Here is a 21,921-nt window from a genome sequence, read left to right on the forward strand (position 1 = left end):
AAGTGACAAAAATAAAGCCATTACCGACATCGTTCAATCTGCAATCGTTGTTCAATAGAGTTATTGAAACAAAAGGAAAAAGTTATGAACACGATTCAACAACTGCTCTTGGAGTTTTGCCAACTCAATGAGTTACCCGAACTGAGTTTTGAAGACAATGAACGCTGTCAGCTACTGGTCGACGACCGCTACATGCTGTATTTCATCGCGACAGATACGGATGACTTAATGTTGTCCGTGACTTTCGGAGGATTAGAAAAATCCGGCGAACAACGACTAAAAGGTTTAGAGCTGCTTGCTCATGCTAATTATCAGGGCATCGGTAGTGGCAGTCTTGCACTTGCTTTAGCCCCAAATGGTCGACAGCTTGTCTTAGCGGGACGTAAACCCGTTGAGCACCTAAACACGACGAATCTTACTGCTTGGTTTCATGAGGTTATTGAACAGACTGAATTGTGGCAAGCGCGTTTTGCAATGTTGGATCAAGCGATTCCAACCACCCCTAATCATGAACAAGCACATGTTCAATCACTTCGTGTGTAGGAGAGAAAAATGGTCAATACAACGCAAAAAATCAGCCAAAGCCCAGTACCTGATCTAGAACAGTTTCGTGCAGTCGCTGCGCAAAAAGATGACCGAGTGATCAGTAAAAGAGGTGAGGTAAAAGAACCTTCAACGTTCCACAAAGGTCACAAGTTTGCTTCTATCCACGAAGGCGTGTTGAGAAGCAAATACACTAAGTTTTTCCAAGAAAACATCAAAACTCACCTTGATTTGAAACAGGCGCTACTTAAACAAGAAAAGCCTGAGGTAGCCTTGCTAGCTTACTCATTAGTTAGCCCTTCTGGTTATCGCGGTGAGCCGCTTACTGAGCGCAAAATCTTAGAAGTTGTCAGCTTGTTGGATGAAGTCAAGGTGAGCAGCGATACGTACCAGCAGCTTAAAAATACGTTTGACGCGATCAGCAAAGATCCGCGTATGCAGGTGAGTTTAGAGGCTCAGTACCCGGGGAAAATGGATGGTTTTGGTGCCGAACTGTTACAGATTGGCAAAGAAAAATTGAAAGGTTCTGGCGTTAATGCAGTCATCAACCTAGCCTTGCCTGGAGTAGGGCTATTAATTTCAACAGGACGCGAGCTGCACAAAGCGGCAGTCAATGGCGATGCTGAAGCTTACCACCATCAGCTGGAGCAAATTTCGCAGCTTCCAGGGCGAGACCAACGTCTCTCTATGCCGATGCAACAAACATTAGCCCAAGGTCATGCAATGTTATCAGCTGAAGGCGCAGTTGGGGCGACATTGGGCATGGCGACAGGTAGTTTGGGTACTTTTGGTGTGAGCTCGGTAGCGACAGCGGGTGTTACGCCGATAGCAAAAGAAGCCATTGGTTCGGCTGCCACGACTGGCATCATCAGTGGTGGTGGCTTTGTTGCGAACCAAGCTGGAGCATACGGGTTAAATACGGAAGTCAAAGAGCAACTCATGCAAGGTGAGATGTCTGGTGTTTTACCAAGGCTTGAAGTTTCTAATGCCAAAGGAGACTTTACCTTCAGCATGCAAGATCCAGCTTCTGTACGCGCATTAATGGCGTACCTTGGCCCTAAAGAGAACACGGCGATGACATCACCTCAAGCGCCTAAAGAAGCACAAGAGATGGAAGCTGCTCGCTTAACGTTGAAAAAGATGTTGGGCTCAGAGCCAGGTGAACACTTAGTCCCTGACGTTGATTCTATCTTGAAGCTAAGTCCAGAAGATGCGCCAAGTAAAACTGAGGCAACTGCTCATAGTGCGTTTAAAAAGCTGTTGGGCGAAGATTGGGATTGGCTCATGCCTGCAGTTCGAGCGATCGATAAAGGTGAGGCGAGTCAAATCAATGAAAAGCTGACTTACAAACTGCCACTTGATGCCGAAAATGGACGAGTATACCTTGATAAATGCCCAAACCTGAGTGACGCTCAGTTGGATGCATTAGATAAACTGGGCTCACCAAGTCAATTGCGACTGATGTACTTAGCGGAAGGTTGGGTTTAATTGAAAGTAAGGGAGCAGATGCTCCCTTACCGTATATGGTGTTTTGCCGGATGTTTATCTAGGCGTTAAACTGGCCTACTGATTTCGCTTAAAAAAGCGCTCGGCATTAGCAAATAGAGATTCACAGTGCTTTTTCTGCTTGTCGTAGTCAGCCGAACCTTCTGGCATTGCGTCTAATACTTCTTTTGCGCTGTGGTATTCTTTTACCATCAACTCAAATTTATCTTCATAATTGCTTTTTTTATTCTTTTTTTGAAAGCTATCTCGTTTTTTTCTCATTTTTATTCCTCTAGAGCGTGTTTATAAAAGGTCAATCTAATTAACCTCTACTTTTATAGGAATAACGAAGTCAAAATGGTTTAAATTAAGTCTAAATATTCCATTGTCATCGCGTTGATTAATATATTTCACCACTAATGACTATTCCTAAATAGTGATGATATATACACGAAGTGGCTATGCGCGTTATGTCTTATTTTGACGCTTACTGATTGTTTTTATAAGGTTAAATTCCTTATAAACCTATCGATGTAAAGACAGCGCGTTGTGATAACCATGCTAAGAGAGCTAACTCTCGTTCGTATTTAAATCAAAACTGAGGCTATTTAATGGAAGATAAAGAATAAGTTGCTACAGGAGTTGAGTAACGAAATGACTCGAAAGAAAACTAAGAAGAGACTCGAACTAAATATTTCATCAATAGCTCACGGTTAGGAGCTGAGCTCACTATACACCGATTATAAGAAATAGATAGGACTTTCTATTTTTCTTCAGACAAAACCGTCCATGAAGGAAGCTTGCGCGTTGCAAAGCAATACCTAAAGATACAAAGGCATGCGTACATGCCTTTGTATGTGTGCGAGGCACAAATGGCACTATGGTAGGTAGGCGCCTCCACATACTGGATTGTATGTGCCCGTGATATGTCCGCTTTTTTCACTTGCCAAGTAGCTCACGGTGTTTGCTACGTCTTCAGGTGTGGCAATTTTCTGCGTTGGTGTGAACATTCGAATGGTTTCTTTAAACTCTTCAGGAGCACCTTTTGTTGCGTCTGTTTCTACAAGGCCCGGAGCAACGACATTAGACGTAATCCCGAAAGGACCAAGTTCTTGAGCGAGGTATTTACTAAAGCTATCAAGTGCACCTTTTGCACTACCATGAGCAATAAAGCTTGGTGCAGGAGCTTCTGATAAGGTGCTAGAGATAAAAATTAAGCGACCAAACTGGCTGGCTTTCATGTTTTCTACCGCCAATTTTGCCGTTTGATATGCAGCGTGCATTTCGTCATTTAGCTTTTGTGAAAACTCTTCCCACGACTGCTCAGTGAAAGGTTTAGCGGTAAAGCTCATGTTTGCGTTTGAGACAAGAACATCAACGCCACCATGTTCATTTGCGATGCTGTCGAACATTCCTTGTATTTGTGCGTCATCACGAACGTCAGCTTTTAAAGTGTACGCCTCACCACCGGCGTTTTGAATTTCCTGAGCTAACGCTTCCGCGACCGCAGCACTATTTACGTAGTTGATAAAAACTCGGTAACCATCTGCAGCGAGTGCTTTTGCTGTTGCTGCACCAATTCCGCGAGCGCCACCTGTAATTAAAGCATTGCGTTTTGTCATCGTATTTCTCCAAGGTTGAGCCTGACTGTTAAACCAGCTTCTGTCGCAACGTACGCTGATAAGTTAAATTTGTCCGTTAAGCTTGCGTAAGTTCGCTACCACGCTAGAAAGTTGCTGTTTGCTGTTGTCTAGGTCGGCATCAGCAAGGTTCTGTTGGGCTTCTTGCAGTACTAGCGAAGCGATATTTGCACATGTATCAACGGTGTCTAAAGATTTTTCTGTTAGCACGACTAACTTACTTCGACTATCCGTTGGCGAAGGTTTCCTCTCTGTCCAACCGCGCTTTTCAAGCCCATCAATTGAGCGACTGACGCTCGATTTTTCTAAGTACAACAGTTCACAAATCTGACTTTGAGAAAGAGCACCGTTGTTTCGCAACAGCAACACGACACCCCATTGTTCTGCTGTCATATCAATACCAGCATCTTTGAAACGGGTAGTGAGTAATCGGTTAAACAGGCGACTAGCAAGCCCCGTAAGGTGACCGAGAGACTGATGATGGTTGTATTGGGACATGGAAAATTTCACCAAATAACATGAACGAACAATATGGTTGTATACACAACTATATTGAGCGATGTCAAATTCGTTTGAAGAAAATGCTACTAGCTTGTGCTTATCGTTGGGTTGATGTGTCAGATTGAGATGCTAATGAAAATTGGTGAGGTAGCTTCGAAAACTTTGGCCAGTCAAGTTGTTTGCGATTGATGCGCCGAGTTGGGGAGCAGGCTTCAATAAAGGTAGGGGAGTTGCAGTCCTCTCTTTATTTATTCAGTTTAAATGTGTTTTTTTATTTACATTACAGATGGTTAGGTTTTAATTCTCTTCATTCAAAACACTTTTCTCAAGAAGTTCATGATAAATCAATGAGATTGATCTTTTTTGATTGGCAATGATCAAATGTATCTTTACTAAAACTGTACGGTACAGTACAGTTTGTGAAAATCATAAAATGGGTTTCAAACATGAAGAAGAAAGTTATCGCCTTGTCGCTTGTTGTTGGTTCGTTATTTGCTGCTGGCTGTGCCTTATACCAGCCGAATACTGTAATGACGGATAACGCATATGTTCATTCAGACGTTACGGCCATTTCACCTGAGGTTGGGGGGCAAGTAAGCGAAATCTTTGTCAAAGATAACCAGTGGGTAAGAGAAGGAACTCCTTTGTTTGTCATTGATGATGAAGACTTTATTGCCAACCAAGAAATTGCTCGAGCAGCACTAGATGTTGCGAAATCTGAGCTTACTGCAAATCAAATCAAAACGGATATGCAGTTAATGAAAATTGAGCAGGCGAAGCAAGGTATTCGCCGCGCGAGTGCAAATGCCGAACACCAAGCGGCGGAGTTTCAACGTCTTTCTCGTTTGGTACAAAAGCAATCTGTGAGCAAAAATCAGTTTGAAGCACAAAAAACGCGATCTATTGAAGCAAGCAGTAATCTTGAAACCGCTAAATTGGGCTTAGCTGCTGAGCAAAAACAGCTCGACACATTGATGACCGAGAAGTTGAAACTGACAGCACAGCGTAAAAAAGCAGAAGCAAACTTACAACTGGCTAATATTTCACTGGAAAGAACCACGGTGCGTGCGCCATTCGATGGCTATGTGGCAGATAGGCAAGTGCAAGTCGGCAAGTTTGTACAACCAGGAATGGGGCTCATCGTGATGGTGCCAGATTATGTTTGGATAGAGGCAAACTTTAAAGAAACACAACTTGAGAACGTTGTGCCTGGGCAAGAGGTTGAAGTGGTATTGGATATGTTTCCAAACCATCCATTGCATGGCCGTGTTTCTTCGATCACTCCGGCGACTGGTGCACAGTTTAGTTTATTGCCACCTCAAAATGCGACAGGCAATTTCGTAAAAGTAGTACAACGTGTACCAGTACGTATTGAGCTAGAGATCCCTCAAGAATTGAGTCAACGAGTCTATCCGGGGTTGTCTGCAGAAGTATCGATCGAGACTGCGGCACAAGGTTAACTGCAATGGAAAAACGTTCACCGCTGCTGATTTTGACGCTTTTTGCGATTGCTGCTTTTGGTATTAACTCCGTGATGTTTACCGAGTTATCGTATGAGATGGCGGCAACGTCAGGCTTATCTGTCGATGAAGTTGCTCTGGTTAAAGTCGGCTTTATGATTACCCAGGTATTAGGTTTTATATTCACACCAATATTGGTGCGTAGATTGGGTACGTTAATTCTCTTACATGCCATTTTATTGGTAGGTCTAGCGAGCAACCTTGTACTTTACTGGGGCGGACAGCAAGAACTGGTGTTCACTCTGACTTGGCTCTCGAGTGGCTTTTTTATGAGCATGTTAATGGTGGTATTAAACCTTTACTTGCTCCACTTCTTTGAACAGCGTTGGCTACCAGCCATTATTGCTTTAACGCTAGTATTCTCAACCTTGCTACCGATCGGCGCTTACCCTTGGGTAGTGGCTAATATTGTCGAAATCTTTGATTGGTCACTGTTGTGTGTTGTGTCGGCTTGGCTGTACTTCTCTGCCTTGGTAATTGCATGCATCTACAATCCTAAGTCGATTCAAATCGAGGCCGAACCCAAATCTGGCTGTTGGCTTTATTTAGTTTTTGCCCTGACAATAAGCCTCGTTGTATTTCTATTGATGAGAGGCAGTTATTACAACTGGTTTGACTCGGAATGGTTTGTTAAAGCCTCTTCGATAGCCGCGGCTCTGACTTTATTAGTGGTGTATTACTTTGTGAAAACCAGTCCTTTAAATACAGCATCAATACAGCTGCATAGTAAGTTGAAAACTAATGTTTTTATGTACAACGCTTTTTTGGCAGGTTTTGCTGTTATGGCGAGCAATGTGTTGTTTACTAGCTTTTTGAAAATGGCGTTGCAGTACAACAACCTTAATGCTGGATATGCCCAATTGCCGGCATTTTATTCCATGCTAGGTGGTATGCTAGTCAGTGTGCTGGTGTATTACTTCCGCCGGCCATTAGCGGATGCAGTCGTCCCGTTTGGTGTGGTGATGATTATACTTTCGGTACATATGTTTAGTCAGTTACCTAGCTTTGCTGGTACGGAATCTTTGTCCGTTCCGATGATGTTGCGTGGGTTTGGTGTCGGCTTATTGAATGTGTCTGTGACCATTGCAGTATTGATGTACTTCAATGTCGGGCAGCGCTTAGAAGGTATTGCCAATTTCTACCTCTTTCGTACCATTGGCGGTGTGATCGCTGGTGCCGTGTTCTCACGGGTAATGCAAAGCCATAGTGCACAAGCCGCTGGAGAGATTGGCCGAACGCTAGATGATGTGAATCATGCTTTTGGTGCTTATAAAAATGCGTTGAGCAGTACGATTCTGACTCATGGGCACTTGCCAAATTCGGCATTAGGAATGAGCCAAATTAGTTCTGTTGTCAAAGAGCAGGCGACCACTCTCGCACTGAGTAATTCATTATTGATGTTTATTATCTCGGTCTTTGCTCTCGCGCCAATCTTAATAATCGGTAAAAAACTGGCGGCGAAGCGAGAGATTCACTAAGCCATAGAAACAAGAAGGGAGCGATGATGCTCCCTTTTATATTCAGTGAGTTTATCTTTGGTATAGATTTAGGAAGGCGGTGACCGCTTTTTTCGTATGTGCATCTAACTCTTCATCTGTCGGAAAATCGAAGCCAATTAGTGCCATGTTTTGGTAATCAAGTTTAATTAATGCAAGTAGTTGCTCACAAGCGAGGTCGGCATTTTCAACATCGAGTTGTGAGCTGACAGTTTCACTCTTTAAAAAGTCGATGAGGTATTGATGAATGCGATGCGGCCCTGTCTGCCAGAATTGATTTGGTACGGAATCATGTTTGTTGAAGTCAGCCGAAACGATCCGATAAAGTGATAGCATAGGATTGGAGCAAACACCTTTTAGGTACTTCTTGGCGAAGTCATTCAATGTTTCTTGTAAAGGCTCCGATTGCTTGTCGGCAAGTTGGAAGACGGACTCTAAGCTGGTTTTGGTATTGTATGCTAAAACTTCAACAAATAACCCTTCTTTGTTCGAAAAATAGCGATATAACGTCTGCTTTGAGCCTCCACAAATCGCGACGATTTGATCGAGTGATGTGTCTTTGTAACCTTGTTTTATAAAAAGGTCAGTGGCAACTTTGATGATTCGAGTTCGTTTCTTTTCGGTAGATATGCGCATAAATAAATCAACCCAAGCAAAAATCCACCTTTGTTGTGGCTGGCGTGGTTTATTACCGAGCTTTAGGTGGTTTAGAGGTGAAAGTAAAACTGTCCAGTACAGTACCACTATTGACGTTAGTAAACACGACTTTTCATGAACCAAGTGCTTCATTGAAACAAGCAAAAGTAGGCAAATTCGATATGCTGAAACCTATAGCGAAGGATGACATATTTAAAAATATCATTACGTATAGAAAAGTGATAACCGTTCTTCGTACGATAGCCTTTACTCTCTAAATCGTTTTAATTCAGCGTCTTATCGGACTCCAATGATGCCAGCCAACGAAGCACTTCGGCGGTTGCCTCAATAAGATCGCTTGGGATGTACTGGTCGACGTTGCCGTCCGCGTATAGTGCGCGAGCAAGAGGGACTTTTTGCATCACAGGAACACCTTCCTCTTTGGCGATTGCGATCATACGTTTGGCTACCGCATCGGTTTCCATCAAGGTAATGACGGGCAGGGGCGTTTCGCCTTTTTTGTAGTACAGACCAACCGCGATATGCGTTGGGTTTGTAACTAATACATTGGAGCGTTTAACGTTTTCACGTTGATTGGAGGCCTGTAGCTCTTGGTGCAACTGACGACGTTTACTTTTGATTTCAGGGCTGCCTTCCATCTCTTTGTATTCGCGTTTCACTTCGTCCTTGCTCATTTTGAGTTTCTTCGTGTGGTCAAATTTTTGGTACGCAAAATCTGCGGCAGCGATGACGATGAAACCTACCGAAGAGATAATCATTAATTGTTTAATCATGACGCCAGTAATGGTCGGGACACATTCTAGCCCGCAAGTTGGAATTTGCATCAAAGCGTTGATGTTACCGCGTAAGGTCACCCAGATAATGCAGGAAAGAAGAGAGACTTTAAGGATCGACTTGATAAACTCAATCACACTCTTAAGCGAAAAAATGCGTTTGGCACCTTCGACGGGATTGATCTTTTTGATGTCGGGTTTAACGGATTCACCACTAAATAAAAAGCCGAACTGCCCCATATTGGAAAAGATGGCGACGAGTGCAGCAACCAGAATAATCGGGGCGAGTAGATAGGCAATTTCTTTTGCGATGGCGATAGCGACATCGACTAGCGCATCTTGGAAACCCTGATAAGCAAGCTTACTTGGTAGGAGAATAAGCGCTGAGATGTGCGACATGTAATAATCTGCGAACGCAAACAGTACAATTATGAGCGCTAAAATTAATGCAGACGATACTATTTCTTGGCTTTTGGCTACCTGACCTTTCTGCCTGGCATCGCGTAACTTTTTTGCGGTGGGTTGCTCTGTTTTTTCTGCGCTCATAAAGAATCCTAAGCGTTATTGCCAAATGGTATTGAGTTGTTCTGCGAATCGGGTAATGCCGTAAAACTGTACTTCAAAGTGATCCATCATTAACCCGAGATACACGATCAGTAAAACACTCGCGATGGCACTTTTTATTGGCATGGCAAGGAAAAAAACATTCAATTGCGGTGCAAAACGACTGATAAGAGCCAGACCAAACTCAGCAAGAAACATTGCCAAAACTAATGGGGCTGACATCAGCACACCAAGCCACATAAGCTGTTCAAATTGTGCGTAGAAGAAGCTCACCCATGCATCACTAACGGTTGGGAAAAAGTCCACGATCGGCCAAGATGTGTAGCTTTTGAATAACGCATAGATAAAAGTGACAAAGCCCCCGCCAGAGAAGAACAGGGTAATCAACGTTTGGGTCAGCAACACTGCGGTTGGCGTCGATTGCGAGCCTAGCGTTGGGTTAAACATACTTGCCATGGCAGCACCACGTTGGTTGTCGACCAGAAAGCCAGCCGCTTCTATTGCCCAAAAGGGGATAGCAGCAACAAACCCGATCAATAGCCCAATTAATACCTCCTTACCCAAAATCACTATCAGCCAAATACCGTCGGTTTCTGCGGGCAAGCTTTGCTGATTAATCATCGGAAATATAAACAGTGCGAGTGAGCAAAGCACACCATTTCTCACCATGGTGCCGCCTAGCATTTGCTTGCTCAAAATAGGCAAAAAGATGAAGCATGCCATTAACCGAGGTAACGTCAGGCTATACAAAAATAAAGCCTGGTGTAAGTCGTGATAACTCATCGTATTTGAGGAATTTTATCCATGGCAAGCGAGGCGAAGGCGTGGAGCTCTGCCCCTAGCCACTGCGTTGTGACGAACAGCGTAATAATGACCGCGATAAGCTTGACCACAAAGCCTAACGTTTGTTCTTGGACCTGAGTTAACGCCTGAATAAGCGACACCAATGTACCAACCAACGCTGCGACTAAAATCGGCGGTAACGACAAGTACAAAACTAGGGTTAATGCTTGAGTCGTGAAATGAATGATTTCAGCAGAATGCATACTTTCTCCGTGATTAACCGTAACTCAGTACTAAGCCGTGAGTGAGTTTCGTCCAGCCGTCAAGCAAGACAAAGAGTAACAATTTGAAGGGGAGGGAAATCGTCATTGGCGATACCATCATCATCCCCATCGCGAGCAAGATATTCGACACAATTAGGTCAATAGCGATGAACGGCAAGTACAATAGAAAGCCAATCTCAAAAGCACGGGTAAGCTCACTGACCGTAAACGCTGGCAGCAACAGCAACAAGCTATCTGACTCTAAACGGTCCACGTACTTTTGAGGCCATAATGTGCGCGCAGCATCGGTAAAGAATATGGCTTCGGTTTCCCGAATATGTTTTTTCAAAAACTCTCGATAAGGCTGTAAACCGCTTTCAATGAGGCCTTCCACACTTGCAGAGTCTTCAAGAGAAATATCATGCTGCTTCACGTAGTCATAGGTTTCAAACCCGACGGGAGCCATGATGAAAATAGACAAAATGATCGCCAATCCGTACAGCGCCATGTTCGGTGGAATTTGCTGTACACCGAGAGCGTTACGCAGCAGTGAGAATACAACGGCGAGTTTGACAAACGACGTCGCCATCATCGCGATAAATGGGATCAGTGCCAGCAGTGCTAAGCTGACAATGAGATTGAGCTCGTCAGGTAACTGGATCATGCTGGCTCCTGCGTGCCACCAAACAGTTCCAGTACGCGCACACCTAAATGCTCATTAACATTAACCAGTTCACACTCACCGACGATTTTGCCGTTGGCACGCAATGTTACCGGCTTAGATACAGGTTGGTTTAGCTCGAATACGTACCCAGGCTGAAGCTGGTTAAGCTGTTCTAGAGTGATGGTTTGATGGCCGATATCAAACGTGAGTTCCACGGGCAGTTGCTGGTGGTCGGTTAACATTTCTGAAGTGTTTACGTCATTCATATTGGTTTCTTTTTCAATAATGTGAAGAATTTGGTCATCCAGTTGGCAGCGCCAGAGATTCTGGTTAGATACTTGAAAAATGGCTTGTTGTTGGGCGATATAACAATCGTCAAAAAAGATCACATCTCCCAGTTCGAGCGAATTAAATTCGCTTAACATTAAATGGGTCTTTCCAAGGCTTAACCACACAGGTAAAGCGAGATGTCGTGCCTGAAGAGAAGCGCTGTTTGGTAGTGCATCCAACAGCACGTTTGCTCCTTCGCTAACCCACAAACAAAGAGAGCCGTTAGGTTTATTGAGGGTTAACATCAAGCTATGCTCTTGAACTTGGCTCGACTCTAACGGTTGTAACTGTCTAAGAATGGGCAACTGACCAAATAGTGCTTTGAATGCCTCACTATGCGGTTCAATCTGAGAACTCAAAAGTGCTAACTGGAGCGAGTTGGGCAGTGACTCGAATGCAGTGGCATTCAGAGTAGACTCAAGCCATTTCTGGAGTTGCGCACGACAAAAATCCACTTGGATCGTTTGCCCTCCAATCAACGTGGTTAAACGGAATCCTTCAAATGAAGGGATTTGAGAAACAGTAATCGATACGCTCTGGCCATCAGCCCCTTGGAAATGGCATTGCTTTGCACAAAGTTGATTACTGAGCGCAATACTGTCTGAATCGACTTTGGGTATCGTTAACGGCGTCATAGGTCATTCTCCGCTTGCCATTCTTCATACACGCTACGTTTCTGGCGTGAGTGTTGTTGTTCATTCTGTTGTTGATCGAACTGCTGAGTCTGTTCGCTGATCGCTAGACGAAGTGGCTGCTCACCGCCAAATCGGTTTAGGCGTTCGGCAAGATCTTGTCTAGCTTGCTGGCTAATAATGGAAAGGGCATGCTCTTGTCGAATCGTCACGCTATAACCTTGTGCGTCCAACTTGATGTGGATTTCGCCACCTTTTAATTGTCCTTCACTCAGAAACAGCCGAACCTCTTTGTTGTCCGATGCGGTTGGCAGCGAAACATAGATTTTGTCCACCAATTGTTGGAGTAACGTGTTTACTTCTCGAGCAGGGGCCGGCTGAGCCTGTGAAGCGACACTCTTTAAAATGACATCGCCTTGTGTTGCCGCGCTCGCAAGGTGTTGAGGATCTGCTTTTTCGTCATCCGCTTTAACGGCCACTAGTGCGATTTTCGTCTCGATTTTCTCAAGCGATTTAGTTTCAGAACGACCATCGGTTTTGTCTGACAGCTTGCCAGTGTCTTGTAGCCGCTGCGTTGCACGCTTATTGTGTGTTGTTTCGGTTTGTTTCGTCGTGAAGTTGGCATTGTTAATTGCATCTTGAGTGAGCGCTTTCCCTACAGCCTTTTTCGGGAGAGAGCCGTCAAGATCAGGTTGTGCTTGAGAATGGGGGCCAACGCGCTCAAGCGAGGATGAGCTTGGAGGCTGAGCGCTCTCAAGTTTTTTATCTTTCTCATGCAATTTACTGTTTTCAATCAGGCGTTCTTCGCTATTTGTTGCGTCGTCTTGTGGTTTCTCTACACCTTTCTTTGTGACGACGTCACTTTTGCCTTTTAATGTAGCGGTATTTCTATAAGTGCTGGCTTCTTGGTTAGAAAGTTTCGATTGTTTGTCTAGGGTTTGAGATGCTTCATGTCTTAACGGAAGGCTCTCGTCTCTGCTCTGAGTGTCTTTTTTGCTCGCAACGGTAGATTCTTCTTCCTTGCTAGGTTTCTCCGTCATTGCACGCTCGAACTGTGATTGAAGCTCAGCTTCTCGCTCCAAGGGCTTTTTTTCTGGCGTTGATTTGTACAGCGTATTCGGTGTTTCTTCTGTTGGAGTAATGCGCATAATGAACCTTTAAATAATATCGACAGTGCGAAACTCTTCTTGTTCGAGTTCTTCTTGGTATTGTCTTTCTCGCGACTGTTCCGCGAGTTCTTGTTGTTGCAACTGAACGAATTTTTCTTTGGTTTTATGGGCTTGCCGTGCCTCTTTTTGTTTTTCTTTAAGTACCGAGCGTTCGTACTCAAGCGCTTTTTTTGCTTCGGCAACGCGCTGTTTAAGCTCGGCTTCTCGCTCTCTCAACAACGCGATTTCTTGTCTCAATGTTTCCAACTCTTTGAGAACGAGTGTGTGTTGCTTTGCTTTGGCAAAACGTCGTTCTTCTTCTTCCTGACGCCAAACGTGATAGTCCGCTACGGAACGTTCGGCCTTTTGAACCTGTGCTGCTGAATTTGATACTCGGTATTCTTGGCGCTTAACGGCTTTATCCGCACGTTCAGCTCGAATTTGTTTGATTTCTAATAACCGTTCGATCATTGGTTCGCCATCCCTTTTAGTTGAGCGATAGCACCATCAAGATCACTTGGCTCATGCGTTCCTTGACGTAAAAAGGCGCGTATATCATCACTTTGTGCAATCGCCATATCTGCTCGGCTATCTGCCCCATGCTGGTACTCGCCAATTTTTATCAGTAGCTCAACTTCTTCGTACTTGGCTAACATTTCGCGAAGGTGAGCAGCAGACGCCTGATGATCAGGTTCAACGATTTGATTCATCACGCGGCTTGCTGATCGGAGTACATCAATGGCGGGATAATGGTTCATTGCCGCAAGTTTGCGCGAGAGAATGATGTGCCCATCTAAAATGGAGCGAGTTTCATCGGCGACAGGTTCTGTCATGTCGTCGCCTTCAACCAACACGGTGTACAGCGCTGTAATTGACCCTTTGTCAGATTGGCCGGCTCGTTCCATCAGCTTTGGCAAAGCGGCAAAAACGGAAGGCGGATAGCCACGTCGTGTTGGTGGCTCGCCTGCGGCTAGTCCAATTTCTCTCTGTGCGCGGGCGAAACGCGTTACAGAATCCATCAGCAGTAACACGCGTTTACCTTGGTCACGAAAATATTCAGCAATAGAAGTGGCAACAAAAGCGGCTTTGGCACGTTCCATGGCCGGGCGATCGGATGTCGCGACCACTAAAACCGATTTGGCCATTCCTTCTTCGCCCAAGTCATGCTCAATAAACTCTCGTACTTCGCGTCCGCGTTCACCAATCAAGGCGAGAACGGTCACGTCGACGTCTGCGGATCGAATCAGTTTTGCCAGTAGGGTACTTTTACCACCGCCCGCCGCTGCAAAAATGCCCATGCGCTGACCTTCACCACAGGTCAGTAGTCCATCAATGGATCGAACCCCAAGAGAGATTGGCTTTTCAATCAGTTTACGTTGCATTGGTGGTGGCGCATCGCGATAAACCGGATACCAAGCACTTGGTTCCTGGCTTTGCGTACCATCGAAAGGACGCCCAAGCCCATCAAGCGTTGTACCTAACAGGTGATCGCCAACACCGACTTCATGCATTTTTCCCATTGGGCTAACTTCTGTATTTGAGGAAATCCCAAACATGTTTCCTAACGGTGTGAGCAGAGCGTGATGCTGTTGAAAGCCAACGACTTCCGCTAATAAAGACAGAGTTTGATCAGGATTACGCAACTCACACAGCTCACCAACACGAACGCCGGGGACAACGGCCTTGATGATGGTGCCGGTTACTTGCGTAACGCGCCCGCGAATTTGGATCAGACGAGTTTGCCTGATCGCAGATTGTTGGATATCAGTGATGTATGAGAAATCGTTCAAGGTAAAAATATGCGCAATGATTGATGTTGGGAGGATAGAAAGGATGAGGGGGTATTTATAGTGAATATCAGTCGGGAGTTTTTAGAAAACTGAAAACGCACTAAAAAAACACGTCTGATTTTGACAGCTTCGAGAAAGCGCACTTCCTATAATTCGCCTGTATTGTACGGAAGGAGTGCAAGTGAATGAGTATTATCAACAATCATATCGCAACAAACCCAAAGTTTGATGCGTCTATCCAAAACGGGTTGGAATCGTCTCGTACCGACGCTTCACGAAAAGGCAATTACCGCGGTGAAACGGTCCGTGTTCACAATGCCACACAATCACTTTTTGATGCGATGGAAGAGCTCACTTCACTCGGTTCCGAAAAAGCAGAAAAAGATTTGACCAAGCGTAAAGTGAAAGATAGTGGCGTTCGAGTTAATGAAGCGCACGAACTCGTTTCTGACTATCTGCGAAAAGTCCCTGATCTTGAAAAGAACCAAAAGATCAAAGATCTGGCTGCAAAAATGGCGGGAGGAAATATCTCGACCATCGCTCAATTGCAAGCTTATTTGAATGGATTTTCAGAGGAGAAAAGCCATCAATACCTTGCGTTAAAAGCCGTTAAAAAGTTTTTGAGTTCGAGCCCAGAAAGTAAACATCTACTAGCGCTGATTGACCAAGCGATTCTGAGAATCGAGCAAAACCCAGATTCTTGGGCTCAAATTGATACGGAAATTCGCGTCTCAAACTTTGCTGATGAGTACAGCCAAGAGCAAGAGTTTAGCTCATTACATCAGCTGCGCGGTTTCTATCGCGATACCGTTCATAGTTATCAAGGGCTCGGCGCCGCTTATCAAGACGTAGTGGCGCGCTTTGGTGAGCAGGAGGTATCGACCGCTGTTGACTTTATGCTGCAAGGCATGAGTGCAGATCTTAGTGTTCAAGGCAGCAGTATCGACTCGGTTAAGTTGCAGTGGTTGATGTCCGATATGCAAAAACTCAAAACTCTGAATACGTTGCAAGATCGCGTTAGTCAGTTGTTCCAAATGTTTAAACCGGAAAGGACGAGTTATGGCTTATCAAGTTTCTAATTTGATGGCTGATGTGATTGCGTTGGTAGAGCAGCGATGGGTAAGCAGTGATGAGATATGGAAAGTCGCCAACGCAATGGAATTGACGGCGGTACAACAAAAAATCGATTTTTTTCGAGAGTTCCACAAGTTAGTCCGCGCAATCCCAATTGACGTATTCGCCGATGAAGAACAACGACAGAATTTAATACAAGCGGTACAAAAGGCGCTAGACGAAGCCATTGATATAGAAGAAGAGGAAGCGTGGGAATATGAGTTGGATTGATGCATCCGTCAATGAATTTTGCCGAGGAATGGGGCTCGATGCCGTCGATTTCTCATCAGCTGGACGGGTGCAGCTGGATTTTGAGCAAAGCGGTACACTACATATTGAGCGACACGGGGAGCAGCTATTCTTGATGTTGTCTCAAGCGTTATCTTGGCATCAAACCAGTGACATCATTCAAAGCGCACTCAGTTTGTGTCATGCCGATCAAGGCTGGCCTTTCGAAATTAAAACTGGTTTGTTAGATGAGCAAACTTTGGTTTTTTCCGCGCGGTTAAACGGAGAAGAGGTCACGCTTCCGACTTTAGAACAAGCGTTTACGCTTTTGGTTCGTCTACATAACGATGTGGCAACCTCATGACTCGAGTAAGCACTTTAAACGTAGGAATAGAAGCCTTCACGCATGTTACTCATAGTGAGGTTAAGGCCGATTTCCCTGAACGGTTTCAATTACTTCCTGATGGACAGGCGGTCGCTACGCATTTAGAGAAGCTCTATGACCTCAGGCCTTCAGACCAATACCTAATCGCGTTAACCAAGCCAAAATTGTTGCACTCAGAATTGTTGCGTCCAGAAAAGTACCGCCAACAGTTCGATGAAACGTTGGCTCAGTTGCAAGTTCTTGCACAGGATTCAGGCTCCGCTTCTTTTATCAAAGCATCCGAAACGTTACAAAGTACGCAACTTGATCAGCGTTACCTCACTATGGCGCTCAATCTCCTTATCCAGGTCTAACCAACATGTTGAGATCCAAAGACATTGAACTGTTGCTTGTTCACGCTGCACTACAAGTTCAATACCAAAAGCCAGAGCATGCTATCTCTATTCTCGATGCGGTTTTAGAGATAGACCCGCAACACAAAGAGGCGATGCAAACGCTCGCAGTGGCGTGTTTACAAAGTGATCGATATGCCCGTGCTGTTGAGGTATGTGAGCACTTATTAAAATCCGACCTTAAACCTGATTCGGCAGGACTCTGGTTTTGCTTAAGCCAAGCTCGTTGGAAACAAAATGACGTCGATGGGGCACGCCAAGCGCACCGACGCTATCTGCAATCTTTAAATAGTGAATCACATGAATAAGTTGATCGATATTTTAAACAAGGTAGGGCAACGTAAAGACATTATGCTTGCCGTGATGTTGCTCGCGATCGTCTTTATGATGATATTGCCACTGCCTACCGCGCTGGTGGATGTGCTGATTGGCACCAACATGAGCATTGCGGTGGTGCTGCTTATGTTAGCGATTTACATCACCACGCCGCTTGAGTTCTCTGCGTTTCCCGCGGTGCTACTGATCACGACATTGTTTCGTTTGTCTTTATCCATTACGACAACCCGGTTGATCTTGCTGCAAGGCGATGCTGGTCAAATCGTTTATACATTCGGTAACTTCGTTGTGGGCGGTAACTTAGTGGTCGGTATCGTTGTGTTCCTGATCATTACCATTGTTCAGTTTATGGTGATCACCAAAGGCTCTGAGAGGGTTGCAGAAGTTAGTGCGCGATTCTCACTTGATGCGATGCCTGGTAAGCAGATGAGTATTGACGGTGACATGCGCGCTGGGGTGATTGACGTACACGAAGCACGGCACCGACGATCACTGATTGAAAAAGAAAGCCAAATGTATGGCTCGATGGATGGCGCGATGAAGTTCGTTAAAGGCGACTCCATTGCTGGTTTGGTCATCATTGTGGTCAACATCTTAGGTGGCGTCACGATCGGGGTAACGCAAAAAGGCATGAGTGCTTCTGAAGCACTTGAGTTGTTTGCGATTTTGACCGTTGGTGATGGTTTGGTATCGCAAATTCCGGCGCTGTTTATCGCGATTACGGCCGGTATTATCGTGACGCGTGTATCTCATGAAGATTCTTCTGATCTCGGCTCGGACATTGGCGGTCAGGTCATTGCTCAGCCGCGTGCACTCCTTATTGGCGGTGTGCTTTTGGTGCTGTTCGCACTGATTCCTGGTTTTCCAAAAATTACTTTTCTGGTTTTGGCCACAGTGGTTGGTGGTGGTGGTTTCTTCCTTTTCTATCAACAGAAAAAACAGGCGGAATCAGATAGTACCGACTTATCAAGCTTTGTTTCGCAAGGGGCGGGTTCACCAGCAGCGAAGCCAAGCAAACCAACCCCATCTAGAAACAGTAAAGGCAAGTTAGGTGAGCAAGAAGAGTTTGCCATGACGGTCCCACTCTTGATCGATCTTGACGCGAGCCTTCAGGAAAGCTTGGAAGCGGTCGCATTGAATGAAGAGCTAGCAAGGGTTAGGCGCGCACTATATCTCGACCTCGGCGTGCCTTTCCCGGGTATCCACCTGCGTTTTAACGAGGGGATGCAAAATGGCGAATATTTAATTCAGTTACAAGAAGTTCCGGTTGCACGAGGACGAATTGTAAAAGATCAACTCTTGGTGACAGAAGGGAATGAACAGATCGATTTATTAGGCGTGCCTTATGAGCAAGATGAAGATTTTCTACCCGGTATTTCTAGCATTTGGGTGGCACAAAGTTACGAGCAAAAACTCACGACTAGCCATGTCGGCTTTCTCACACCCGACAGAATTTTAACGTACCACTTGTCTCATGTTCTCAAGGAATACGCACAAGACTTTATTGGTATTCAGGAGACGCGTTATCTGTTGGAGCAGATGGAAGGCAGTTATTCGGAGCTTGTTAAAGAGGCCCAGCGCATTGTCCCGTTACAAAAAATGACGGAAATCTTGCAACGCTTGGTTTCTGAAGACATTTCCATCCGAAACCTTCGCGTGATCTTGGAAGCCATGGTTGAGTGGGGCCAAAAAGAGAAAGATGTTGTACAGCTGACGGAGTACATTCGTTCCAGCTTAAAACGTTACATTTGCTACAAATACGCGAGTGGACAAAACATGTTGCCCGCTTACTTATTGGATCAAAGTCTCGAAGACACAATACGCAGCGGTATTCGTCAAACCTCTGCAGGGAGTTACTTGGCGTTAGACCCGTCAGTAACGCAACAATTTGTCAGTGATGTGAAACAGACCATTGGTGACTTAAGCCGCATGCCGAATAAACCTGTGCTAGTTGTGTCTATGGATGTACGCCGATATGTGCGAAAGCTTATTGAATCGGAATACTACGATCTGCCTGTTTTGTCATTTCAAGAACTAACCCAGCAAATCAATATTCAGCCACTTGGAAGGGTGGGGATGTAATGAAAACAAAACTAATACTCTCGCTGGCGCAAGCGGGGATCGAAGTGACGCCATACTTTTGGCAACAAAGTGAAATTCAACTTGGTTATCGAATTGAAGTTGAGGGTTTAGAGCTCGTTTTTCGTGTCGAGGACGGAGAAATCATCATCGTTCTTCTGAAACGCGTTCGTCCAAAATTGGGGTTGAGTAACCCCTTTGCCGGCTTATTTCTCTTGGCTGAACATGCCATTCAACTTTATCCCTCCGATTGGGTCATTCGCGGAAACGTCGATGTGTTACGTGGTAGCAACATGAGCAGCCAGCGATTAGCCCAGTTTTATTTAAGAGCATGCGGTGCTAGCCATGATGAGCTAGACGACTGGTACTGTTTACGCCTGGCAGATTATAGACCTTTGAAAAAGTTGAAAAAGTAAAAACTCACGACTGTTACTGACAGCACCGATGAGATGACCCGCTTTAAGATAGGAATCAAGATGAAGCAACCGTTTACCGATGCGATTGAGAACGCTGAGCTCGCCATTAGAAAAGCTGAAGACAGAACCGATATTTTTAACGAGCTATTGGAAGGCCTAGGTGTTGGTCCTGTTGCGGGTGATGTTTTACTTGGCGGCATAAAAGCGCCAGTAGATACCATGAAACGTGCAGAGCAAGAGCTAATAGACGAAGTCCAGCGCCGCCGGCAACAACAAAATCAGCTACAAGGTACGTCAGGTAAACGCAGAAAGCGTCCTACAGTGATGCGCGGCATGATGATTTAGAGGTTTGGAAATGACGAATATGAAAACGACTGGCTCTGCGACAGGAGCAACAGACACAGCTGCGAGTAGTGCACCATTACCCACTTTCCAACAAAACTTGATAGAGGCATTTACACCTGTACTGGGTGAAGCAGAGACTCAGCAACTTGCTTCTCTAATTTCTTCATTGCCAACTATCTCGGGACAAACGGAATCACAAAGCATCGCGCTTTATGTTGATACACTTGAAAACCTAAAAGCGAAAAATAACGCATTTGCTGATATATCATTGACCGACACCGCATTTGTTTGGATAAAGTCGCTACAAAGTGCTAACTCAGATGGCGAATTAACCGCAGCCGAATTCAATGCTCAAACAAACCAAACACTATCAAATCAGTTTCAAGCTTGGTTTAGTAAGTTACTGACGGAAAGCGTAGATAGCTCGTTATCTACGGAGTTTGTTAGTCAATTTAATTTGGGGACTCAGAGTAACCAAGCGGAGCAGATCGCTAACCTCTCCGAGACAGAACTGGCTAATGCCACCAAAGAAATTTCTCGCTTTGTTGCAGAGCTTGCTAATCAAATGAGCTCCCGTGAAGTAAGAGATGCCTCTACTTCTTTTCTTCGCAATGCCTTTAGTAGCTTAGGTTCCGTTAATCTCGCGCAACTGAAGAGCTCGGACTTTCTGTTGACTAAAGAGAGTTTCGCTCTTCAAGTCTCAACTCAATTAAAAAGTAGTTTTCAAGGTATCGGTATTACTTTAAGCACCGATGACGCAAGTGCGCTAGCTAACAGAATTACATGGACTCCTGGTATTTCTAAACAGCAGCTTAAAGAAGCGTTAGATGAAATGGCCGCTCAAGTGAAAGGCCAATATAGCGCAGCTTATGGGGAGGCGGCTGGAACAAACAACCTAAAAGCAGCACTTAACACCGTCATTGGTGGAACCGAGCCTTTGACCCTTTCTAGTCTGTTCGCCAACTTCGCGGTGAGTTTAACAAATATAGAAATCGACGACTTTTACCAGGACAGCGCGATAGCCGATGTCCAAAAGACACAAATAACGTCAGCTCAAGTTACTTTGATCAAAGAAAACACCGAACGAGACATCCGATTACAGTTTGAAAAAATAGTAAAAGATGAATCTACCGGGGCTTCATTTACTGAGCGATACGAGGCATTGCGCAAGAACTTAGGGGCATTGAAAGAGCGTCTACTCAATATCACCGACAAAGAGAAAGCGGATCGCGAGGTGAGAGCAGAGCACTCTCTAACGGCTCGTGATTTGTTGGCTGTCGTTGAATCTAGTATTGGTGATCGCTTTGATGAGCGCGTGCTGCTTGCACTAAATGAGCGTCGTGTTAACCGTTTAGAGAAACGTAATGACCAGAAAGAGGCATTAGAGGATCTCACAATACAGCTTAAAGTTTTTGGTGTTGTGCAATCAAAAATTCACTCTACGCAAAGTGTTGATGGGGTTTATAAACCGGGATATCCAGAAAGTAACTTCAAAGCGAGTGACTTTAACTACAGTAATCAAACGGATTTTGAAGCTTCACCTGAGTACAAGTATTTGACGGATAATAAGATAACAAACCATCGAGACTTTCTTCAAAAACAAGGTATTACTATCGGTGATGGTGCGTCGTACCAAGACGAAGAGAAGTCGAAAAAACTGTCTAATTTTTCTAGTTCTGTCAGTGCTAAATCCAAGTTGCTTAACGATGAAGTGCAAATCAAAACCACTGAGCTGAACGACACCAGTTCCCAATACAACTCGACCGTTGAAGCAATGAACAAATTTGTTCAGAAGTACCACAGTATTTTACAAGAAATCCTACGAGCCATTTAAGGAT

General features: G+C 44.8%; 25 protein-coding genes. 13 read left to right on the plus strand and 12 right to left on the minus strand.

The window, feature by feature from the left end:
- The first annotated feature begins 84 nt into the window (after positions 1-84).
- Positions 85-543, plus strand: a complete 459-nt coding sequence (locus tag NDJ01_RS02955; RefSeq protein WP_237311621.1) for a CesT family type III secretion system chaperone — start codon at positions 85-87, stop codon at positions 541-543.
- Positions 544-552: 9 nt separating this feature from the next.
- A complete protein-coding gene (locus NDJ01_RS02960; protein WP_258586229.1) occupies positions 553-2,031 on the plus strand; it encodes a CesT family type III secretion system chaperone in 1,479 nt (492 codons plus the stop codon).
- A gap of 75 nt (positions 2,032-2,106) precedes the next feature.
- Here the strand turns inward: NDJ01_RS02960 and NDJ01_RS02965 are convergent, their stop codons facing one another.
- The 3 genes from NDJ01_RS02965 to NDJ01_RS02975 all read right to left on the minus strand — a co-directional run bounded on the left by NDJ01_RS02965 (position 2,107) and on the right by NDJ01_RS02975 (position 4,166).
- Positions 2,107-2,310, minus strand: coding sequence for a hypothetical protein (locus NDJ01_RS02965; RefSeq protein WP_005395134.1), 204 nt, complete (start codon positions 2,308-2,310; stop codon positions 2,107-2,109).
- Between the two features lie 596 nt (positions 2,311-2,906).
- Entirely contained in the window at positions 2,907-3,650 is a 744-nt protein-coding gene (locus NDJ01_RS02970; RefSeq protein ID WP_048626454.1) for an SDR family NAD(P)-dependent oxidoreductase, read from the minus strand.
- Between the two features lie 63 nt (positions 3,651-3,713).
- Complete coding sequence (locus tag NDJ01_RS02975; protein WP_005395130.1) at positions 3,714-4,166, minus strand: MarR family winged helix-turn-helix transcriptional regulator; 453 nt, start codon at positions 4,164-4,166, stop codon at positions 3,714-3,716.
- A gap of 449 nt (positions 4,167-4,615) precedes the next feature.
- Here NDJ01_RS02975 and NDJ01_RS02980 point away from each other — a divergent pair, with 449 nt between their 5' ends.
- Positions 4,616-5,629 (plus strand): HlyD family secretion protein, encoded by a 1,014-nt coding sequence (locus NDJ01_RS02980; protein ID WP_258586230.1) that lies wholly within the window; start codon positions 4,616-4,618, stop codon positions 5,627-5,629.
- Positions 5,630-5,634: 5 nt separating this feature from the next.
- Positions 5,635-7,167, plus strand: a complete 1,533-nt coding sequence (locus NDJ01_RS02985; RefSeq protein ID WP_243327315.1) for an MFS transporter — start codon at positions 5,635-5,637, stop codon at positions 7,165-7,167.
- A gap of 51 nt (positions 7,168-7,218) precedes the next feature.
- Here NDJ01_RS02985 and NDJ01_RS02990 read toward each other — a convergent pair whose 3' ends face one another.
- The 9 genes from NDJ01_RS02990 to vscN all read right to left on the minus strand — a co-directional run bounded on the left by NDJ01_RS02990 (position 7,219) and on the right by vscN (position 14,789).
- Positions 7,219-7,821, minus strand: coding sequence for a TetR/AcrR family transcriptional regulator (locus NDJ01_RS02990; RefSeq protein ID WP_047009923.1), 603 nt, complete (start codon positions 7,819-7,821; stop codon positions 7,219-7,221).
- 284 nt (positions 7,822-8,105) lie between these two features.
- The gene (gene vscU / locus NDJ01_RS02995; RefSeq protein WP_048626449.1) at positions 8,106-9,161 is read right to left on the minus strand and encodes a SctU family type III secretion system export apparatus subunit VscU; all 1,056 of its coding nucleotides are present in this window, start codon (positions 9,159-9,161) and stop codon (positions 8,106-8,108) included.
- A 15-nt stretch (positions 9,162-9,176) separates the two neighbouring features.
- Positions 9,177-9,962: a type III secretion system export apparatus subunit SctT gene (sctT, locus tag NDJ01_RS03000; protein ID WP_031780447.1), complete on the minus strand. Its 786-nt coding sequence runs from the start codon at positions 9,960-9,962 to the stop codon at positions 9,177-9,179.
- Entirely contained in the window at positions 9,959-10,225 is a 267-nt protein-coding gene (gene vscS / locus NDJ01_RS03005; protein ID WP_005377227.1) for a SctS family type III secretion system export apparatus subunit VscS, read from the minus strand. The genes sctT and vscS overlap by 4 nt, the downstream gene beginning before the upstream one ends.
- A 13-nt stretch (positions 10,226-10,238) precedes the next feature.
- Positions 10,239-10,889: a SctR family type III secretion system export apparatus subunit VscR gene (gene vscR, locus NDJ01_RS03010; RefSeq protein WP_005377232.1), complete on the minus strand. Its 651-nt coding sequence runs from the start codon at positions 10,887-10,889 to the stop codon at positions 10,239-10,241.
- Positions 10,886-11,854 (minus strand): type III secretion system cytoplasmic ring protein SctQ, encoded by a 969-nt coding sequence (gene sctQ / locus NDJ01_RS03015; RefSeq protein ID WP_258586231.1) that lies wholly within the window; start codon positions 11,852-11,854, stop codon positions 10,886-10,888. The genes vscR and sctQ overlap by 4 nt, the downstream gene beginning before the upstream one ends.
- On the minus strand, positions 11,851-12,999 hold the full coding sequence (locus tag NDJ01_RS03020; RefSeq protein ID WP_258586232.1) for a type III secretion system needle length determinant: 1,149 nt from the start codon (positions 12,997-12,999) through the stop codon (positions 11,851-11,853). Before NDJ01_RS03020 ends, sctQ begins: the two co-directional genes overlap by 4 nt.
- A gap of 9 nt (positions 13,000-13,008) precedes the next feature.
- Positions 13,009-13,470 (minus strand): type III secretion protein, encoded by a 462-nt coding sequence (locus tag NDJ01_RS03025; protein ID WP_048626446.1) that lies wholly within the window; start codon positions 13,468-13,470, stop codon positions 13,009-13,011.
- Entirely contained in the window at positions 13,467-14,789 is a 1,323-nt protein-coding gene (gene vscN / locus NDJ01_RS03030; protein WP_005395117.1) for a SctN family type III secretion system ATPase VscN, read from the minus strand. The genes NDJ01_RS03025 and vscN overlap by 4 nt, the downstream gene beginning before the upstream one ends.
- Before the next feature lie 185 nt (positions 14,790-14,974).
- Here vscN and sctW point away from each other — a divergent pair, with 185 nt between their 5' ends.
- From sctW to NDJ01_RS03075, 9 genes are read left to right on the plus strand one after another with little or no spacing between them, the layout of a single operon-like run.
- On the plus strand, positions 14,975-15,868 hold the full coding sequence (gene sctW, locus NDJ01_RS03035; RefSeq protein ID WP_006741538.1) for a type III secretion system gatekeeper subunit SctW: 894 nt from the start codon (positions 14,975-14,977) through the stop codon (positions 15,866-15,868).
- Positions 15,849-16,133 carry a TyeA family type III secretion system gatekeeper subunit gene (locus tag NDJ01_RS03040; RefSeq protein ID WP_170891470.1) on the plus strand — a complete coding sequence of 95 codons (285 nt, stop codon included), beginning with the start codon at positions 15,849-15,851 and terminating at the stop codon, positions 16,131-16,133. The genes sctW and NDJ01_RS03040 overlap by 20 nt, the downstream gene beginning before the upstream one ends.
- Positions 16,120-16,494, plus strand: coding sequence for a type III secretion chaperone SycN (gene sycN, locus NDJ01_RS03045; protein ID WP_012841776.1), 375 nt, complete (start codon positions 16,120-16,122; stop codon positions 16,492-16,494). Before NDJ01_RS03040 ends, sycN begins: the two co-directional genes overlap by 14 nt.
- Positions 16,491-16,868, plus strand: a complete 378-nt coding sequence (gene vscX / locus NDJ01_RS03050; RefSeq protein WP_005377246.1) for a type III secretion system protein VscX — start codon at positions 16,491-16,493, stop codon at positions 16,866-16,868. The genes sycN and vscX overlap by 4 nt, the downstream gene beginning before the upstream one ends.
- A 5-nt stretch (positions 16,869-16,873) precedes the next feature.
- Complete coding sequence (gene vscY / locus NDJ01_RS03055) at positions 16,874-17,215, plus strand: type III secretion system chaperone VscY (RefSeq protein WP_047009810.1); 342 nt, start codon at positions 16,874-16,876, stop codon at positions 17,213-17,215.
- Complete coding sequence (gene vcrD, locus NDJ01_RS03060; RefSeq protein WP_101911963.1) at positions 17,199-19,325, plus strand: SctV family type III secretion system export apparatus subunit VcrD; 2,127 nt, start codon at positions 17,199-17,201, stop codon at positions 19,323-19,325. The genes vscY and vcrD overlap by 17 nt, the downstream gene beginning before the upstream one ends.
- Positions 19,325-19,738, plus strand: coding sequence for an LcrR family type III secretion system chaperone (locus NDJ01_RS03065; RefSeq protein ID WP_257889353.1), 414 nt, complete (start codon positions 19,325-19,327; stop codon positions 19,736-19,738). The genes vcrD and NDJ01_RS03065 overlap by 1 nt, the downstream gene beginning before the upstream one ends.
- 60 nt (positions 19,739-19,798) lie before the next feature.
- Entirely contained in the window at positions 19,799-20,083 is a 285-nt protein-coding gene (locus NDJ01_RS03070; RefSeq protein WP_005395092.1) for an LcrG family type III secretion system chaperone, read from the plus strand.
- 10 nt (positions 20,084-20,093) lie between these two features.
- Complete coding sequence (locus NDJ01_RS03075) at positions 20,094-21,917, plus strand: virulence-associated V antigen (protein ID WP_309475421.1); 1,824 nt, start codon at positions 20,094-20,096, stop codon at positions 21,915-21,917.
- Positions 21,918-21,921 lie beyond the last annotated feature (4 nt).

The sequence above is a fragment of the Vibrio sp. HS-50-1 genome, assembly GCF_024747315.1.
GTDB lineage: Bacteria > Pseudomonadota > Gammaproteobacteria > Enterobacterales > Vibrionaceae > Vibrio > Vibrio diabolicus.

Bases quoted from the DNA above. Each gene is read 5' to 3' on its own strand.
- NDJ01_RS02955 (WP_237311621.1), top strand. From the start codon at position 85: ATGAACACGATTCAACAACTGCTCTTGGAGTTTTGCCAACTCAATGAG.
- NDJ01_RS02960 (WP_258586229.1), top strand. From the start codon at position 553: ATGGTCAATACAACGCAAAAAATCAGCCAAAGCCCAGTACCTGATCTA.
- NDJ01_RS02965 (WP_005395134.1), bottom strand. From the start codon at position 2,310: ATGAGAAAAAAACGAGATAGCTTTCAAAAAAAGAATAAAAAAAGCAAT.
- NDJ01_RS02970 (WP_048626454.1), bottom strand. From the start codon at position 3,650: ATGACAAAACGCAATGCTTTAATTACAGGTGGCGCTCGCGGAATTGGT.
- NDJ01_RS02975 (WP_005395130.1), bottom strand. From the start codon at position 4,166: ATGTCCCAATACAACCATCATCAGTCTCTCGGTCACCTTACGGGGCTT.
- NDJ01_RS02980 (WP_258586230.1), top strand. From the start codon at position 4,616: ATGAAGAAGAAAGTTATCGCCTTGTCGCTTGTTGTTGGTTCGTTATTT.
- NDJ01_RS02985 (WP_243327315.1), top strand. From the start codon at position 5,635: ATGGAAAAACGTTCACCGCTGCTGATTTTGACGCTTTTTGCGATTGCT.
- NDJ01_RS02990 (WP_047009923.1), bottom strand. From the start codon at position 7,821: ATGCGCATATCTACCGAAAAGAAACGAACTCGAATCATCAAAGTTGCC.
- vscU (WP_048626449.1), bottom strand. From the start codon at position 9,161: ATGAGCGCAGAAAAAACAGAGCAACCCACCGCAAAAAAGTTACGCGAT.
- sctT (WP_031780447.1), bottom strand. From the start codon at position 9,962: ATGAGTTATCACGACTTACACCAGGCTTTATTTTTGTATAGCCTGACG.
- vscS (WP_005377227.1), bottom strand. From the start codon at position 10,225: ATGCATTCTGCTGAAATCATTCATTTCACGACTCAAGCATTAACCCTA.
- vscR (WP_005377232.1), bottom strand. From the start codon at position 10,889: ATGATCCAGTTACCTGACGAGCTCAATCTCATTGTCAGCTTAGCACTG.
- sctQ (WP_258586231.1), bottom strand. From the start codon at position 11,854: ATGACGCCGTTAACGATACCCAAAGTCGATTCAGACAGTATTGCGCTC.
- NDJ01_RS03020 (WP_258586232.1), bottom strand. From the start codon at position 12,999: ATGCGCATTACTCCAACAGAAGAAACACCGAATACGCTGTACAAATCA.
- NDJ01_RS03025 (WP_048626446.1), bottom strand. From the start codon at position 13,470: ATGATCGAACGGTTATTAGAAATCAAACAAATTCGAGCTGAACGTGCG.
- sctW (WP_006741538.1), top strand. From the start codon at position 14,975: ATGAGTATTATCAACAATCATATCGCAACAAACCCAAAGTTTGATGCG.
- NDJ01_RS03040 (WP_170891470.1), top strand. From the start codon at position 15,849: ATGGCTTATCAAGTTTCTAATTTGATGGCTGATGTGATTGCGTTGGTA.
- sycN (WP_012841776.1), top strand. From the start codon at position 16,120: ATGAGTTGGATTGATGCATCCGTCAATGAATTTTGCCGAGGAATGGGG.
- vscX (WP_005377246.1), top strand. From the start codon at position 16,491: ATGACTCGAGTAAGCACTTTAAACGTAGGAATAGAAGCCTTCACGCAT.
- vscY (WP_047009810.1), top strand. From the start codon at position 16,874: ATGTTGAGATCCAAAGACATTGAACTGTTGCTTGTTCACGCTGCACTA.
- NDJ01_RS03065 (WP_257889353.1), top strand. From the start codon at position 19,325: ATGAAAACAAAACTAATACTCTCGCTGGCGCAAGCGGGGATCGAAGTG.
- NDJ01_RS03070 (WP_005395092.1), top strand. From the start codon at position 19,799: ATGAAGCAACCGTTTACCGATGCGATTGAGAACGCTGAGCTCGCCATT.
- NDJ01_RS03075 (WP_309475421.1), top strand. From the start codon at position 20,094: ATGACGAATATGAAAACGACTGGCTCTGCGACAGGAGCAACAGACACA.